The following is a 16,171-nucleotide window of genomic DNA, read 5'->3' as shown; positions in this document are numbered from 1 at the left end:
GCAACCGCGTGCCCCGTACCTGTACCGCTAACCGACTTGCGGCAGCGCGATCGCGATCCCGACCGCGGTCCACTGCACGATCGCGATCAGCACGCCGGCCCGGCACAACCCGACCGCGCCGCGCACGCGCGCGTCCAGCGCCCGCCCCAACTTCCCTTCGTCGATCCAGCCGAGATCGGCAAGCGCGCGGTCGAGCGCGGCCAGCCCGTCGTCGACAGGCGCGTCGCCCGACGCCGCGCGTGCCAGCGCGGCGAACAGCCGCCGGTCGATCTCGATGCGCACCGCGTACCACAGCGCGGCAATCCCCGACCCGGTGCTGATCACGGCCAGCAATACGCGCGCGATCGTTGCCGGCGCCCAGCCCGACGCGATCCACCAGCCGGCGCCCGCCGCGGCCAGCGCGGCCGCGATCGCCCACGCGCCCGCATCGAGCGCGCCGCGTGCGGCGGCAATCCTGAAGGGTGAGGACGGATCGCGCATCACACGCCTCCCGTGACCCGGCGGCGATCGATCCAGTCCTGCAGCACGGCCACGCCGTCGTCCGACCAGACCGCATGCGGCCGCACCGCGCGCACCGCCGCAAGCGCTTCGCGCGCGTCGCCGAACCCGCGCCGTGCCGCGAGCCACGCGGCCGCGCACAGCACGCTGCGCCCATAGCCCAGCGCGCAACAAACCAGCACCTCGCGCCCTTCGCGATGCAGCCGTTCGAGCGCCGCGACGGCCGCCGCGAGTTGCGCCGCGCTCGGCGCGACGAGGTCGAGTTGCGGCACCGCCGCATACGCCAGCGAAGCGTCTGCCGCGACCCAGCGCGGCATCTCCGCCGTGAGGTCGACGAGCGCGGTGAAGCCATAGCGCCGCATGTCGCGCGTCGTCGGCGTACGGCCGATCGACACGCGCTCGTCGATCCGCGCCGGCACCGGCTGCCGGAAGGTCCACAGCCTCGAATTGACGAACGCGCCGGCGATCGTCGGCGCGAACAGCCAGCGGATGAACACCGGAAAGCGGCCCGCGTCGTCCTTCTGGAACGCACCGGGCGCCCCGCGCCGGTAGACCCACGCGACGCACGCGAGCCCCAGCGCGCCCCATCCCGCCGCCAGCGCCCAGCCCGGCGCATGCGACACGCAGTAAAGCGCGACGAGCGCGGCCAGTGCCGCACCGAGCGCATAGCGGCGCGCGAGCGCGCGAGCGGCGCCGGACGGCGAGCCTTCCGCGCCCGGCAGGCGGCCCGCGGCATCGCGCAACGGAAACAGGAACAGCGCGAAGCAGCCGACGGCCGCGCCGGTCGGCACGTCGATCGCATGATGCTGGTAGGTCGTGAGCACCGACACGCCGATCGCCGCGAACCACAGATGGAGCATGGCGCGCGCGGCCGTGCCGCGCAGATGCTTCGCGTAGACGGCCCACAGCACGACGAGCAGCCCGATATGCAGCGAAGGCGCCTGGTTGTACGGCTTGTCGAAGCCCATCAGCAGCGTGAACAGCGCACCGGCCACACCGCCCGCGCCGGGCCGCTCGAAGCCGAAGCGCAACGGCCACGCGATGAAGCACGCGACCGACACGAGCTGCACGGTCAGCAGCCGCTTCACGTGATCGAGAAGGTCGTCGCGCCGCGTCCAGAACAGGAACGACAGCGCGTACAGCAGGTCGATCGACCAGTACGGCACGATGGTCCACGGCACGAACGGAATCGCGTGCTCCCAGCCGAATGCGAACGTCGGCACCGCGGCGCGGTGCGCGGCGAGCCAGTTCGCGAAGCCGTACGTGGAGAAGAACACCGCGCCCATCGCCGCGAGCCAGCCGACGCGCAGCGCGAGCGATGCGTCGCGCGGGCCGGCCGCCGCCCCGACCATACCACCGCCCACGCCGCTCGTGCCGCCGCCGAGCGCGCTCATGATGCGTCGACCCGCTGCGCGAGACTCACCGTGAAAATGCCCATCTCGTCGATCCGCTGGTCGAGCTTGCGGAACCCGGCGCGCGCGACGAGTTCGTCCATCTCGGCCTGCGACCGGCGGCGCATCACCCACGTCGCGTCGCCGCGGTGATTGTTCAGCGCCCGCGCGATGAATTCGAGCTGCGGATGCCACGGCTGCCCGGTATAGACGAGATAGCCGCCGGGCGGCACCGCATGCGCGAGCCCGCGCAGCGAGCGCTCGATCAGCGCGTTCTCGCCGAACAGTTCATACAGCCCGGACACGATCGCGAGCGTCGGGCGCGGCTCGAGCGTCGCGAGCGACACTTCGTCGAATGCGTCGCCACGCTCGAAACGCGCGATCGGATCGAGGCCGCGCTGCGCGATCAGCACGCGCCCGGCCTCGACGTTCGGCGGGCTGTAGTCGCGCAGCGTGATGTCGTCGGGCGCCGCGCCGTCGCGCTCGGCAACCGTCGCGATCGCATCGAGCACATAGCGTCCGTGACCTGCCGCGATGTCGACGATCCGTACCGGCTCGCCCTGGCCGCGCAGCCGGCCGATCGCCGCACCGATCAGTTCCTGCAGATGCACCTTGCGCTGGCGGATGCCGACCCAGCCCGGCGAATCGAGATACGTGCGGTCGATCAGCGCGCCGACGCCGAGCCGCCCCTGCGCGCGGTTGCGGTACACGTAGTCGAGCGTCGAGCCCGAATCGAAGCCGAGCCGCAGCCCAAGCGCGATGCCGTCGGACAGCGCGCCACCGAGCTTCAGGCCAGCCCGCGTGATCGCCCAGTACGCACGCGCGAACGGGTTCGCGGGCGGCCGGCCGAGCGCCGAGTATTCGTCGTGGAACGCGCCGCGCCGGTCGGCATCGGCGAGCGACACGCGCGGGCTCGGCGTATCGAACTCGCGCAGCACGAAGGTGCGCAGCGGCGCGAGCGCCTGCGCGCGATCGCGCTCGCCCAGCGTGTCGTGATAGAAGCCCGGCAACACAATGCGCTCCTTGCGGGCGGCGCCGAGCCGCTCGAAGAAGCGGTCCTGCGGGCCACGATGCACGACCCAGTCGGCGCCCGAGATCAGCAACTGCGTCGGCACGGTGATCGCGGCCGCATCGGCGACGATCCGCTGCGCGGTGTCGTGCAGGTCGAGCAGCATGTTCACGGCGATCGGCCGCGTGATCAGCGGATCGGCCGCATAGCTCGCGATCCGTTCCGGGTCGTGCGTGAGGAATTTCGGCTTCACGTAGCTGTTCACGTAGAAGAGGCCGCGCAGCTTGTGCATCAGCCGCAGCCCCGGCCGCGCGAACGGTACGTACAGCTTGATGTGGAACGCCGGCGACGCGACGACGAGGCAGCGGATCGGCGGCGCGTAATCGTGCGCCCAGGTGGCCGCGAGCACCGCGCCGACGCTCTGGCCGATCACGGCCATGTCCTCGATCGCGATGCCGTGCGTGTCGCGGATATGCTCGACGAAGGTCTGCAGGTCGCGCACCGATGCGGCCGCGCTCGGGCTGTAGCCGCGCGCGCCGGGCGAGCGGCCGTGGCCGCGCGCATCCCATGCGAAAAATGAGAAATCCGGCAGGTCGAGTTCGTCGACGAGGTGCGCGACGCGCGCCGAATGTTCGTGGCCGCGATGCAGCAGCACGATCGCGCCGCGGCAGCGCGGGCCCGTCGCGGGCCAGTGACGATAGAACAGCGTTTCGCCGTCGTGCGTGATGAAGTCGGCCTCGCGGGCCATGCGTGCGCTCATGCGTTTCTCTCTCGTTTCGTTATTCGAATCATGCGGCGCCGCCCTCCGGCGCCGATCAGCCTGCCGCCGTCAACCGCCCGCTTCGGCGATGCCGGCCTGCACGCGCCGCACCGCCGTCACGATCGACAGCACGATCAGCAGCCGCCACAGCCACGCGGCGACGCTGCCGACCGGCAAACCGAAACCGATCCACAGCGCGAATGCGCCGAGCGCGAACGCGCGGTCGCTCTTGCCGAACGGGCCGTCGTAGCGGCGCGTCGCACCGACGAGCGGCCCGATCAGGCCCGCGCATTCGACGATGACCGCCGTCAGCGCGAACAGCCAGACGTCTGCCGGAGCGAACGCGGGAATCGCGAGGAACGGCAGCACGAGCGCGATATCGGACACGACGTCGCCGAGCTCGTTCAGGTACGCGCCCAGCGTGCTCTTCTGTCCGTGCTCGCGCGCGAGCATGCCGTCGATCGCGTTCAGCGCCATCCGTGCGAACAGCCAGATCGGAATCAGCAGGAACAGCACGCGCGCGAACACGCCGAGCCCGGCCAGCGCGCCGACGACGATCGAGCCGCCGGCTGCGAACAGCGTGACCTGATTGGCTGTGATGCCGCGCTCGGCGAGCGAATCCGCGAACGGACGAAGACGATTCTGGAATTTCGGTTTGAGTGCGTAGAGGCTCATCGTTTTATTGGTTCTGCACGTCCGGACACGTTTGCAACCGCCCTGCCCAGGGCAGCGCAACCGCCGGCGGCGGCTGTCGACAGGTGGTCGTATCGTCGCCGAGCGGCCCCGAAGCGTCAAGCCGCACGCCGGCCGTGCCGCGCCGGGCAATCTGGCGTTTTCGGCGGAAACTCGCGATAATCCGCTGGCGCCGTGAGCGCAGTCATCCGTTCGAACTGCACACGGGCGCTCGTGCAACAGCCGATTTTCACGCCGTCGACCGGCGCATTCGCCGCGAAGCAACGTCGCGCGAATCGTCCGATTATCGCGGCCCTGCGGCCCTGCGACAGGCAGCCACGAATTTGAAAAAACTTGAACAATGGCCGTCCGGCGCGCATCCAGCCGCGCCGGCATTCCGGGATTCCGCCTGCCGCGCCTGCGCGGCCGCGCGGGCATGCACGCAGGAGGCGCCGCGCCGATGAACATCCTGAACGTCTGGCAGCGCGATTTCCTGCTGTCCATCGTGCGACTCGTCGCCGGCGCGTATCCGGTCTGGCACCAGGCGCCGCCGTCGTCGACGCAGAAGATCTACTTCTCGAACCATACGAGCCACATCGACACGCTCGCGATCCTCGCCGCGCTGCCGCGCGACGTGCGCGCGGTCGTGCGGCCCGTCGCAGCGCGCGACTACTGGGACAGCAGCGACCTGAAGCGCCATATCGCGCAAAAGCTGCTGAACGTCGTGCTGATCGACCGTCACCGCGAAAACGGCGGCGACCCGCGGGGCGGCCATCCGCTGGAGCCGGTGCGCGATGCGCTGCGGCAAGGGCACTCGATCATCATCTTTCCGGAAGGCACGCGCGGCGCCGACATGTTGCCGCAGCCGTTCAAGAGCGGACTGTTCCATCTCGCAACCGAGTTTCCGAACGTCGCGCTGACACCCGTCTATCTCGAGAACCTGCAGCGCATCATGCCGAAGGGCGCGATCTGGCCCGTGCCGCTGATCTGCAAGGTGCACTTCGGCGCGGACGACGCGCTCGGTGCCGACGAAGACAAGCCGACCTTCCTCGCCCGCATGCGCGACGCGATCGTCGCGCTCGCGCCGCCGCAGCGGCCGGCCGGCTGAACGCGCGTCCCTCTCCCTTTTCCGGATATCCCCATGCGAACTCTCTTCTGGGAACTGGTCGCGGGCGTCACCGGCGTGCTGGTGATCGCGACCCTGATCGGCGCGATCCTCGGCGCACGCAGCGGCGGCACCAGCGCGACGATCGTCAACCTGAACCAGCGCATCCGCGCGTGGTGGGCCATGATCGCGATCATGGTCATCGCGATCGGCCTCGGCAACAACGTCACGTATCTGGTGTTCGCGCTGCTGTCGTACCTGACGCTGCGCGAGTTCATCACGCTCACGCCGACCACCGCGAGCGACCACACGACGCTCTTCATCGCATTCTTCGTCGCGATTCCGGTGCAGTATCTGCTGCTCGGTATCAACTGGTACGGGATGTACTCGATCTTCGTGCCAGTGCACCTGTTCTTCGCGATGTCGCTGGTGTCGGCGCTCACGCAGGACACGCGCGAATTCCTGAGCCGCAACGCGAAGATCAATTGGGCGTTGATGGTGTGCGTGTACGGGCTGAGCCACGCGCCGGCCGTGCTGATCCTCGACATTCCGCACTACGCCGGACAGAACGCCCTGCTGCTGTTCTTCTTCCTGTTCGTCGTGCAGATCAGCGACGTGCTGCAATACGTGGTCGGCAAGCTGTTCGGACGGCGCAAGATCGCGCCGCGCCTGTCGCCGTCGAAGACGGTCGAGGGCTTCATCGGCGGCGGCCTGCTCGCGACGCTGTGCGGCGCGTCGCTGTATCGCGTGACGCCGTTCAGCTTCGGCGCGGCGTTCGGGATCTCGCTCGCGATCGTGATCGCGGGCTTCGTCGGCGGACTCGTGCTGTCGGCCGTGAAGCGCTCGCTCGGCACGAAGGACTGGGGTTCGATGATCGCGGGCCACGGCGGAATGCTCGATCGCGTCGACTCGATCTGCTTCGCCGCGCCGGTGTTCTTCCACCTCGTGCGCTATCTGTACGTATGATGCGCGGCAAGGACGCATCGAGGGAAACCGGCCGGCGACGGCATCCACGCGGCGGTGCGGCCGGCTCCGCACTCACGTCGCGCGCCCGGGCCATGCCGCCCGTCCCCACGCCGCGCCGATCGGCCTGCGCCCCCGCTCAGTACCCTTCCCGCAGCGCCCTCGGCACCACGTAACGCCCGCGCGTCGCGTCGAACTTCACCGTGTAGCGCGCATGGATGTCCTTGCCGCCGCGCTCGCCCGTCTCCGTGACCGTCAGCGGATAGACGTCGCCCGTGCCCGCCGTGTCCGGCACGATCGCGAACGTGCGGCTCTCGCAATGCGACTTCGCGTTGCCGCAATCGAGCGACCCGCTGTTGTCCATCGTTTCGTTGATGCGCGGCGCGGCTTCGACGATCGCATTGCCGAGCGGCAGCCAGATCGACCGGCTCGCCTGCGTATAGCCCTGCAGCGTGATGCCCTCGCCGATCACGAAGCCGAACAGGTGCGGGCCGAGCCGCTCGATGCGCACGGTGCCGGGGTCGCCGCCCTTGCCCGACGCGATGTCCGTCTTCCTCACGACGGGCTCGAGCGTGGCGCCGTCCTGGGTCGGTTTCAGCACGTACAGGTCGATCGTGCCCGTCGTGCCTTCCGAATCCATGCCCGGCATCCCGTTCTGGACGGCCGCCTCGGTCTCGCCGCACATCGCGAGCAGCGTGCGCGGGCCGTCGGCCGTCGCGACGCGCAGCGAGCCGCACGACGCGTAGATGAAGTCGCCCGCATCCGACTGCCAGCCCTTGCGGTCGGCGCGCCACGTGCCGTACGTGTCGCGGATGAACTTTTGCAGCTGACGCTCGGGATGGACCGGCTCGGCCGCATGGACAGGCGACACCGCCGCGAGCGCAGTGAACACCGCGAGCGCGGACAGCACGGCGAGCGTGGCCGCGAATGGCGTGACGCGGGTTTTCGGGTTCGGGACGTTCATGAAGGCGTTCGATTCGAGGGAAAAGGTCATGCGGGAGTGCGATCAGGGTTGCCGCGGCGCGATGCCGGTGCCGTCGGGTTTCAGCCGCGCGCTCCGCACCCAGCCGTCGGCCGTGCCGTGCGTGCGCGGGTTCAGATACGTGACCGACGTGAACCGGCCGTATTCGGTCCGCGCGTCGACGTGATCGTACTCGACGATGAACAGGCCGTCGATCCGGCACGCGTCGTCCGGCGCGGAGAAGAGCGGCAACCGGCCCTTGCCCGTCACGACGCGCCCGGCGTCGCCGCCCGTCACGTAGTCGCCTCGTGCCTGCGCGCGGCGGTTCAGTGCGTCGCAATCGACGGCGCCGGGCGTGGCCGCGGCGGTGTTGGCGGGTGCGGCCGGCGGCGCGATGCATGCCGCCACATAGCGCGACAGCGCGTGCCGGTCGATCTTCAGCACGTCCGGCCGCTCGGGATCGCGCGTGATGTCGAGCGCGCGCAGCGCATGCGTGTCGAGCGTGACCCAGCCGATCGTCGCGTCGCGGTTTGGCGTGCCCCGACGGTCGGGCGTCACGAACAGCCGGACGCCCTCCACGCCTTCCGGTTGACCGGTCAGGGCCGCGGGTTCGGCATGGATCGCGCGCCGGTCGAACGCGGTGTGCCGCAGCGCCGGCACGACCAGCTGCGTGAGCCGTTCGTCGCACGCCCCGGACGATGCCGCGTGAGCCGCATGCATGGCGGCCGCTCCGGCACCCGCCAGCGCGACGCACACGGCAAGCGCCGCGAACCGGCGGCCGCGCACGGCCTCGCCATTCGCGCCGGCCGGCGTTACGATTTCGTTCTTCATTCCAGGATCCGGTCGATGCGCGCGGCCCGTGCCGCACGCGAGCCCGTAGCGTACACGCTCGGTGCGGCATCGCAAGCGCGCGGCGCGCCGGTCCGGCCCGACATGGACACACGCATGAACCTGAGCTTGCAGGACGTCGCCTGGCACCGGTCGGTCGGTCGGCTCGTCGAGTCGCTCGACCAGCCCGGTTTCTGGCTCGCGCTGATCCGGCTGATCGAGGAATACGTCGCGATCGACAGCTGGGTCGCGTTGATGTTCGGCGACGACCGCCCGCAGGTGTTCGCCGAATGTCCGTACGAAGGCGGGGGCCCCGACCCGCTCTTTCGCGGCTACGTGCAGGGGCTGTACCAGCTCGATCCGTTCTATATCGCGAACCGCGATGCCCCGAAAAGCGGCCTGTTCCGGCTGTCCGACGTCGCGCCCGAATGCTTTCGCGATACCGAGTACTACACGCTGTATTTCACGCACAACATCGTCGAAGACGAGGTGCAGTTCAACGTCGTGCTCGACGGCACGCGCACGCTGTGCCTGTCGCTGGGCAGCAAGCGGCGCTTCAGTCCCGAGCAGGTCGCACTGCTCGACCTGATCCGCCCGTGGGTCGCCGGCCTGATGCGTCAACGGCTCGCATTCGAACCGGAACCCGCCGAGCCCGCTGCGCCGCGCCGGGCCGGCAGCGCCGTGCGCGGCGGCTTCGAGCACGCGATGGCGCGGCTCGGCACGCCGCTCACCGCGCGCGAACTCGACGTGATCCGGCTGATCCTGAGCGGCCGCTCGAACAAGGAAGTCGCCAACAAGCTGGCGATCTCGGCGGAAACGGTCAAGGTGCACCGGCGCAACATCTATGCGAAGCTGGACATCAATTCGCAGTCGGAACTGTTCTCGTTGTTCCTGCACGCGCAGTCCCCCGCATGACGCACGGCCCGCGCCGCCCGGGCGTCAGCGCCGGCGCCAGCTCGGCCGCCGGCTTCATGTCAGGTCCGTCTTTGCACCCGCGATCAGCCGCCCGCTCCGGGAGCGGCGTTCGCAAATGCTGCGCAACCGGCGGCACCGCCACGAGATCAATACCCCGGACGGGTTAACGCGTCGGCGGGATGGGAAAACCGGCCGTTCAGCGCATACTCGGACATCCCGGCATCGATGCCGGTCCTTTCTGCGAAATCACTCATGAAACTGAAGCTCGACATCGTCCAGCTCGCCGGCCGCGACGGCGACACGCGCTACAACCTGCAACGCACGCTGGAAGCGATCGCGGCCTGCGCGCCCGGCACCGACATCGTGATGTTTCCGGAAGCGCAGCTCACCGGCTTTCTCGATCTATCGGAGCTCGAGCGCGTGGCCGAGCCGCTCGACGGCCCGAGCGTTGGCGCGGTGATCGCGGCCGCGCGGGCGCGCGACGTCGCGGTGGTGGTCGGGCTGATCGAGAACGACGGCGGGCGCTTTTACAACACAACCGTGTTCGTCACGCCGGACGGCATTGCGCTGCACTATCGCAAGACGCATCTGTGGGTGTCGGAGCGCGGCGTCGTACTGCCCGGCGACCGCTACGCGACCGTCGAATGGCGCGGTGCGCGGATCGGCCTGCTGATCTGCTACGACAGCGAATTCCCGGAAAGCGGCCGCGCGCTCGCGGCACTCGACGCGCAGCTGATCCTCGTCACCGACGGCAACATGGAGCCGTACCGCCAGGTCCACCGCACGTCGGTCTCGGCGCGCGCGATGGAAAACCAGGTGTTCGCGGTCGTCGCGAACCGCGTCGGCGGCGGCACGCACGACGTCGTGTTCGCGGGCGGCAGCCTCGCGGCCGATCCGTTCGGGAACCTGATGTTCGAAGCCGGCAACGGCGAATCGCGCCACACGGTCGAACTCGATCTCGAGCAGGTCGCCGCGTCGCGCGCGCTCTACGACTATCGCGCCGACCAGCGCCTGCACATCGGCGGCAAGCGCATCGAGCACGCGGACGGCCGGCGTGAACTGCTGATTCCGTGAATGCAGGCACGGCCGCGCCGCATCGTCATACCGGAGCCGGCACGTCGATCGCCAGCAGCGCCGAACTGACCGACTTGCCGTGCGCATCGAGCGCGAGCGAACGCGTGACGCCGCCGCCGAGCGCATCGCGCAACACGAAATTGAATGCGGCGAGCGCCGGCAACTCATAGCGCACGACATCGCCATGCACGATGCCCGCGAGCCAAGTCTTCACGGCCTGTGCATCGAGATGCGCGCGCAGATGGTCGTAATCACGCGGATCGCGGCAGATGACCGACACGTTCAGCGTATTGCCCTTGTCGCCAGTGCGCGCATGCGCCAGTTCACGCAGTTGCATCACGCCTCCACGAATGAAAACGACGGCGTCACGGCCGCGCGCGGCAACAGCACCGACTGTACGGCGATCACTTCGCGCGTCGACTTGAACGCGCCGCCGCCGCCGGCCGGCCCGTTCGTATAAAGCGTCTCGACTTCGTTGCCGATCCGTGCGGCCTCCGCCGCATTCTCCGCGCGGCCGGCCACCCGTATGCGGACCTCGGCCGGCTCGCCGCGCACCGCAGGCGTCGCCGTGCCATACAGCGAATCGACGCCGATCAGGTCGAAACGCAATTCGGTCGCGGCCACGCCGGTCAGCGCGAGCCGTTCACGCACGATCTCGAGCGCGAGACGCGCGCGCGCCAGCGCACCGGGCCCGCCGTACGAGATCTGCCCTTCGCCGATATGACCGTCGACGTACGCGACCGATACCTTCAGCGTGTCGGTGCGCGCCGTGCCGCGCCCGCCCGCCACGCGCACGCGGTCGGTCGCGTCCTCCTCGACGGTTACCCGCGTGAAATCCGCGACCACGTCGGGCTGCAGGTAACGCGCCGGATCGTGAATCTCGTACAACAGCTGTTCCTTGCAGGTCGCCGCGCTCACGCGGCCGCCCGCATGCGGCACCTTCGTGATCGTGACCGAGCCGTCGGCTTCGACCTCGCCGATCGGAAACCCGAGGCGCGCGAGATTCGGCACGTCCTTGTAACCGGGGTCCGCGAAATAGCCGCCCGTCACCTGCCCCGCGCATTCGAGCAAATGACCGACGACCGTGGCCTGTCCGAGCGTGTCCCAGTCGTCCATTTGCCACCCGAACGCGTGGATCAGCGGCGCGACGAACAGCGACGGATCGGCGACGCGCCCGGTCAGCACGACGTCCGCGCCGGCCGCGAGCGCGTCGACGATCGGCGCCGCGCCGAGATACGCGTTCGCGGACACGATGCGCTCGCGATACGCGGCAACCTCTTCGCCCGACTCCTCGAAACGGAACGCGCCGCGCAGCACGACGTCGAGCACGTCGTCGCCCTCGACCGCCGCGACCTTCAGCCCCGCGAGGCCGAGCGACTGCGCGATCTGCGCGGCGCGCCGCGCCGCCGCGCGCGGATTGGCCGCGCCCATGTTCGACACGATGCGTACGCCCCTGGCCGCGGCCACCGGCAGCACGGCGCGCATGCGCGCGTCGAGCAGCGGGTCGTAACCGAGCGCCGGGTCCTTGCGGCGCGCCTGCTGCGCGATCGCGATCGTGCGCTCGGCCAGGCATTCGAAGACGAGATAGTCGAGCCGACCGTGTTCGGCCAGTTCGACCGCGGGCTCGATCCGGTCGCCCGAGTAGCCGGCGCCCGCGCCGATGCGCACGCACGGTTGATGTGAAGGCTTTGCTGTCATGTTCGTACCGTCGTCCGGCGCACGCGCGCCGGCAAAAATCAAAAGATGCCCAGCACGACGCACGCGATCGTCATCACGATCGAGGCGCCGAACAGCAGCGGGAACGTGAACTTCTGGTGCTCGGCCAGCTCGATCCCGCACAGGCCGACGACGAGGAACGTCGCGGGCGTCAGCGGGCTGACCGGGAACCCGGTCGTCATCTGGCCGAGCAGCGCGGCCTGCCCGACGTGCACGGCCGGCACACCGAGCTGGCCGGCCACTTCGGCGATCACCGGCAGCACGCCGAAGTAGAACGAGTCCGGGTCGAACAGCATGCTGAGCGGCATCGACACGAGGCCGAGCGCGACCGGAATGTGGCCGGCCATCGACGGCGGCACGAAGCCGACCGCCGCCTGCGCCATCGCCTTCAGCATGCCGCTGCCCTGCATGATCCCGGTAAACACGCCGGCCGCGAACAGGATGCCGGCCATCATCAGCGCGGCCCGGGCATGCGCGTCGATGCGCTTGCGCTGCATGTCGACGTCCGGGTAGTTCACCATCAGCGCGACGCACAGCCCGACCATGAACATGATCGCCGGCGGAATCTTCTCGCCCATCACGACCATCGTGCCGAGCACGACGAGCGTCAGCACCAGGTTGAACCAGAACAGGTGCGGGCGGCGCAGCGCCTGCTCGTCGGGCGTCAGCTCGCGTTTCGGCAGCGGAATCGACGCGTCGTTGCGCGACAGGCCGAGCCGCTTCTCCTCGCGCCGCCCGAGCCAGTACGCGACGCCGAACACGAACGCGAGCCCGATCGCCTGCACCGGAATCAGCGGATTGAACAGCGCCGACACCGGCAGGTGCAGCGACGCCGAGGCGCGGATCATCGGCCCCGTCCACGGCAGGAAGTTGATCCCCGCGGCCATCGACACGGCCGCGGCCAGCACGCGGCGGTCCAGCTTCAGCCGGTCGTATAGCGGCAGCACCGCCGGAATCGTCACGAGAAAGCAGACGGCGCCCGAGCCGTCGAGGTGAATCAGCAGCGCGAGCAGCGTCGTCCCCATCACGATGCGCGTGGGCCGCGTGCCGACCGCGCGCAGGATGCGGTCGATGATCGGGTCCAGCATGCCGGCGTCGGTGATCGTCCCGAAATAAAGGATCGCGAACACGAACATCCCGACGACCGGCGCGAGACTCTTCAGCCCGTCGATCACGAACTTGCTCGTATGCAGCCCGAACCCGCCGATGAGCGACGCCGCGATCGGCACGACGATCAGCGCGACGAGCGGCGACATGCGTTTGGACAGAATCGCGGCCAGCAGCACGACGATCGTGCCCAGCCCGAGTAACGGCAGCATCGGTGTCTCCTACCTTGTCTTTTGTTGGAGACGAGCGTAAGGTCGGCGCAGCGATAGCACAATTGAAATGATTTGATCGCAGCAATCACGAATCGTTATGGATCTGAACCTTCGCGACATCCGCGCCTTCGTCACCGTCGCGCACGCCGGCAACTTCACGCGCGCGGCCGCGCGGCTGCATTTGTCGCAGCCGGCGCTGACCGTGCAGATCAGGCGGCTCGAGGAAATCGTCGGCGCGCGGCTGTTCGACCGCAACAGCCGCAGCGTCGCGCTCACGCAGACCGGGCGCGAACTGTTGCCGCTGCTGCAACGCTCGCTCGACGACATGGAGCGCGTGCTGCGCGATGCGCGCGCGCTCGGCGAAGGCGCGAGCGGCACGGTGCGGCTCGCCTGTCTGCCGACGTTCGCGTCGAGCCTGCTGCCGGATCTGATCCAGTCGTTCCGGCGCGACGTGCCGCGCGCGGGCTTCGAGATCCGCGACGGTGTAGCGAGCCTCGTCACCGCGCTGGTGCGCAACGAGGAAGCCGATCTCGGGTTGACCGGCGGCGATGCGTTCGATGCGTCGCTCGACGTACTGTATGCGGGCGCCGACCAGCTCGTCGCCGTGTGCCCGAAGGATCATCCGCTCGCGCGCAAGCGGCGCGTGCGCACCGCCGACGTCGCCGCCGTGCCGCTCGTGCTGACCGCGCAGGGCACGAGCGTGCGCAGCGTCGTCGATGCCGCGCTGGACACGGCCGGCTGCACGCCCGACATCGCGTGCGAGCCGACCTACATGATGACCGCCGTCGCGATGGTGCGCGGCGGCCTCGGCGTGACGATCCTGCCGGCGACCGCGCGCGAAGTGCGGGCCGAACCCGACCTCGTCGTGAAGCCGATCGACGACCCGGCGTTCGTGCGACCGATCGCGCTCGTCGCAAAGCGCGGGCGCACGCTGCCGCGCGTCGCGCAGGCGTTCGCGGAAGTCATGCTGGCGGAATTGGAAAAGCGCGCGTGAGCCGCGCGCTTCGGATGACGGAACGGTACCGCCGCAGCGCCTACTGCGGATCAGTCCGGTCCGGATCGACGTGCATCGATTCGCCGATCGCATAGAAGTTGCCGCCCGCGATGTAGTGCAGGCTGCGCAATGCCGGATCGGCCGATTCGAAGTACCAGTGGCCGTCGCGGAACACGCGCGTGTCCGACCACGCCCCCACCACTTCGCCGATGAACAGGTCGTAGGCCTGCTGGTTGTGCGGCTCCGGAATCAGCTTGCACGCGAGCCAGCCCGAGCAGCCGGTAACGAACGGCAGGTCGTGGCCTTCGACGTCGAACAACGTGACGCCCGCTTCACGCAGCTTGTCGGGCCGCTCGGCAAGGCTGTGACTGCCGACCGCATGCGTGAGCTTCAGTTGCGCGGCCGTCGGCACCTGGATCGCGAACGTGCCGCTGCGCTCGACGAGCTCGCGCGTCTTCGCGGACTTGTCGAGCACGACGGTGAGCTTCGGCGGCAGGAAATCGAGCGCGCATGCCCACGCGGCGGCCATCACGTTGTCGACGCCGTCGTGGCGGGCCGACACGAGCACGGTCGGGCCGTGATTGAGGAGACGATAGGCTTTCTTCAGCTCCACCGGAGCGATATGACTGTCCATACGAATTTCCTGGAAAGCGGCGCGAAGAAACGGCGCGGGGCGCGCCGGTCGAAGGCCGCATTCTCGCATTCAATGCCGGTCTTCGCTGGCCGTGCGCGCGGGCGCGGGCCGCGCACCGTCAGCGCCGCCCAGCCGCCCAGTCGATCGCCGCATCGAACAACGCGATGCCGGCCGGCGACAGGTTCGCGAACGTGTCGTTATCGAGGAAAAACATCACGCGGCGCGCCGGCGCGAGCGCTTCATAGTCCATCGTCGCGTCCTCCCCGTACGCGAAGATCGCGGCCTTGTCCGGCTGCCCGTACACGGTCGCGATCGTGATCGCGCCGAGCCCCGGCTTGCCCCGGCTCATCGGCGCCTGCTTGCCATACACGTTGGCCGCGCCCGCCGGCAGGCCGGCCGAGACCGGATGCGGCGCGTTGACGAGCCACAGATAGCGTTCCTTGCCCGTTTCGCCGAAATCGACGTCGTGGCGCTTGCCCGTCATCGCGAGATCGTCGAGCAGGTCGTTCTCCCACGTGACGAGCGGCTTGTCGAGCGTGCGCCAGCCGGGCCGCACGTTCGTCGACGATATCGTCGACGAGATCATGACGAGGTCGGCATCGCGTGCCGCGTCGGGCGTCGCGCTCTCGTCGATCAGGCGCACCGCGTAACCGCGCTCGCCGAGATGCTGGCCGATCCGTTCGTCGACCGTCAGGTTCGGTCCGCGCAACTGCACGAGCATCGCGACGCGCGTGACGGCCGGCGCTGCAACGGCGGTATCGGCGGCGAAGGCCGGGACGCTTGCCGACAGGGACAGGCCCGCGCACGGCGCGAGCGCAACGCGCGACGCCGCGTGCCGGCGGCCACGACGCGCACGGCGCCGGTCTTCATGTTCCGGTTCATCAGGTTCTTCTCCGAAGCCACGCGCCGTGATGCGCGACGCGCGGCGATTGCGTGAATCGCCCGCTCAGAACTGCAGCGTGGCCAGCAACGACACCTGCCGCGCATTGCCGACCGCGACGAAATAGCGGTTCACGCTCGACGGGTAGTACGTGCGGTTGAACAGGTTCTTCACGTTCAGCTGGAACGACAGTTTCCGCTTGCCGAGCCGCGTGTCGTACGTCGCGAACGCCCTCGCCCACGCTGGCGTGTCTCGCGCGACGCGCGCGATAACATGCCAGCCCCGTATCGCGCGATTCGATTCATTAAATAATCAATTGATCAATCGACGACGAATGTGCCGCCTCCGAAATTCGGCCGAAAATCGCGCTGAATTATTACGAATCCGGCAATACGCCAATCCCGCAACCTCAAATACCAAATCGATTAATGCGCATTTATCAATAATACTAA

The 16,171-nt window shown here is 69.0% G+C and carries 16 protein-coding genes; 5 read left to right on the top strand and 11 right to left on the bottom strand.

Annotated features, from left to right (window positions below; genetic code table 11):
• Positions 1–27 precede the first annotated feature (27 nt).
• The 4 genes from J7024_RS23635 to J7024_RS23620 form a co-directional block, all read right to left on the bottom strand.
• Entirely contained in the window at positions 28–480 is a 453-nt protein-coding gene (locus J7024_RS23635) for a hypothetical protein (RefSeq protein ID WP_175787236.1), read from the bottom strand.
• A complete protein-coding gene (locus J7024_RS23630; RefSeq protein WP_124825952.1) occupies positions 480–1,892 on the bottom strand; it encodes a phosphatase PAP2/dual specificity phosphatase family protein in 1,413 nt (470 codons plus the stop codon). Before J7024_RS23630 ends, J7024_RS23635 begins: the two co-directional genes overlap by 1 nt.
• Positions 1,889–3,658: a bifunctional alpha/beta hydrolase/class I SAM-dependent methyltransferase gene (locus tag J7024_RS23625; protein ID WP_124825953.1), complete on the bottom strand. Its 1,770-nt coding sequence runs from the start codon at positions 3,656–3,658 to the stop codon at positions 1,889–1,891. Before J7024_RS23625 ends, J7024_RS23630 begins: the two co-directional genes overlap by 4 nt.
• A gap of 69 nt (positions 3,659–3,727) precedes the next feature.
• Entirely contained in the window at positions 3,728–4,333 is a 606-nt protein-coding gene (locus tag J7024_RS23620) for a CDP-alcohol phosphatidyltransferase family protein (protein WP_124825954.1), read from the bottom strand.
• 457 nt (positions 4,334–4,790) lie between these two features.
• Between J7024_RS23620 and J7024_RS23615 the strand changes: the two genes are divergently transcribed.
• Both J7024_RS23615 and J7024_RS23610 read left to right on the top strand, forming a co-directional pair.
• Positions 4,791–5,438, top strand: coding sequence for a lysophospholipid acyltransferase family protein (locus J7024_RS23615; protein ID WP_124825955.1), 648 nt, complete (start codon positions 4,791–4,793; stop codon positions 5,436–5,438).
• A 33-nt stretch (positions 5,439–5,471) separates the two neighbouring features.
• A complete protein-coding gene (locus tag J7024_RS23610) occupies positions 5,472–6,401 on the top strand; it encodes a phosphatidate cytidylyltransferase (protein ID WP_098549107.1) in 930 nt (309 codons plus the stop codon).
• A 136-nt stretch (positions 6,402–6,537) separates the two neighbouring features.
• On the opposite strand, the gene J7024_RS23605 is transcribed toward J7024_RS23610, so the two are convergent.
• Both J7024_RS23605 and J7024_RS23600 read right to left on the bottom strand, forming a co-directional pair.
• A complete protein-coding gene (locus tag J7024_RS23605; RefSeq protein WP_175751204.1) occupies positions 6,538–7,362 on the bottom strand; it encodes a topoisomerase IV in 825 nt (274 codons plus the stop codon).
• A 42-nt stretch (positions 7,363–7,404) separates the two neighbouring features.
• Positions 7,405–8,190, bottom strand: coding sequence for a hypothetical protein (locus J7024_RS23600; RefSeq protein WP_234745540.1), 786 nt, complete (start codon positions 8,188–8,190; stop codon positions 7,405–7,407).
• Between the two features lie 15 nt (positions 8,191–8,205).
• Between J7024_RS23600 and J7024_RS23595 the strand changes: the two genes are divergently transcribed.
• Together J7024_RS23595 and J7024_RS23590 are read left to right on the top strand one after the other, a co-directional pair.
• On the top strand, positions 8,206–9,102 hold the full coding sequence (locus tag J7024_RS23595) for a helix-turn-helix domain-containing protein (protein ID WP_233409961.1): 897 nt from the start codon (positions 8,206–8,208) through the stop codon (positions 9,100–9,102).
• 252 nt (positions 9,103–9,354) lie between these two features.
• Entirely contained in the window at positions 9,355–10,176 is an 822-nt protein-coding gene (locus J7024_RS23590; RefSeq protein ID WP_124825956.1) for a carbon-nitrogen hydrolase family protein, read from the top strand.
• A 25-nt stretch (positions 10,177–10,201) separates the two neighbouring features.
• Here J7024_RS23590 and J7024_RS23585 read toward each other — a convergent pair whose 3' ends face one another.
• The 3 genes from J7024_RS23585 to J7024_RS23575 are packed head-to-tail and all read right to left on the bottom strand — an operon-like array spanning position 10,202 to position 13,211.
• Positions 10,202–10,513: an AtuA-related protein gene (locus J7024_RS23585; RefSeq protein WP_124825957.1), complete on the bottom strand. Its 312-nt coding sequence runs from the start codon at positions 10,511–10,513 to the stop codon at positions 10,202–10,204.
• A complete protein-coding gene (locus tag J7024_RS23580; protein ID WP_175796521.1) occupies positions 10,513–11,874 on the bottom strand; it encodes an acyclic terpene utilization AtuA family protein in 1,362 nt (453 codons plus the stop codon). Before J7024_RS23580 ends, J7024_RS23585 begins: the two co-directional genes overlap by 1 nt.
• A 38-nt stretch (positions 11,875–11,912) precedes the next feature.
• The gene (locus tag J7024_RS23575) at positions 11,913–13,211 is read right to left on the bottom strand and encodes a CitMHS family transporter (RefSeq protein WP_124825959.1); all 1,299 of its coding nucleotides are present in this window, start codon (positions 13,209–13,211) and stop codon (positions 11,913–11,915) included.
• 97 nt (positions 13,212–13,308) lie between these two features.
• Here J7024_RS23575 and J7024_RS23570 point away from each other — a divergent pair, with 97 nt between their 5' ends.
• Positions 13,309–14,205: a LysR family transcriptional regulator gene (locus J7024_RS23570; protein ID WP_175796522.1), complete on the top strand. Its 897-nt coding sequence runs from the start codon at positions 13,309–13,311 to the stop codon at positions 14,203–14,205.
• 40 nt (positions 14,206–14,245) lie between these two features.
• Here the strand turns inward: J7024_RS23570 and J7024_RS23565 are convergent, their stop codons facing one another.
• Together J7024_RS23565 and J7024_RS23560 are read right to left on the bottom strand one after the other, a co-directional pair.
• On the bottom strand, positions 14,246–14,839 hold the full coding sequence (locus J7024_RS23565; RefSeq protein ID WP_124825961.1) for a flavin reductase family protein: 594 nt from the start codon (positions 14,837–14,839) through the stop codon (positions 14,246–14,248).
• 118 nt (positions 14,840–14,957) lie between these two features.
• Positions 14,958–15,752 (bottom strand): hypothetical protein, encoded by a 795-nt coding sequence (locus J7024_RS23560; RefSeq protein ID WP_390679185.1) that lies wholly within the window; start codon positions 15,750–15,752, stop codon positions 14,958–14,960.
• Positions 15,753–16,171 lie beyond the last annotated feature (419 nt).

Source organism: Burkholderia sp. WTPI3, assembly GCF_021483755.1.
GTDB lineage: Bacteria > Pseudomonadota > Gammaproteobacteria > Burkholderiales > Burkholderiaceae > Burkholderia.
Note: the sequence above shows the minus strand (reverse complement) of the source record. Positions and strands in the feature narration are given on the sequence as shown.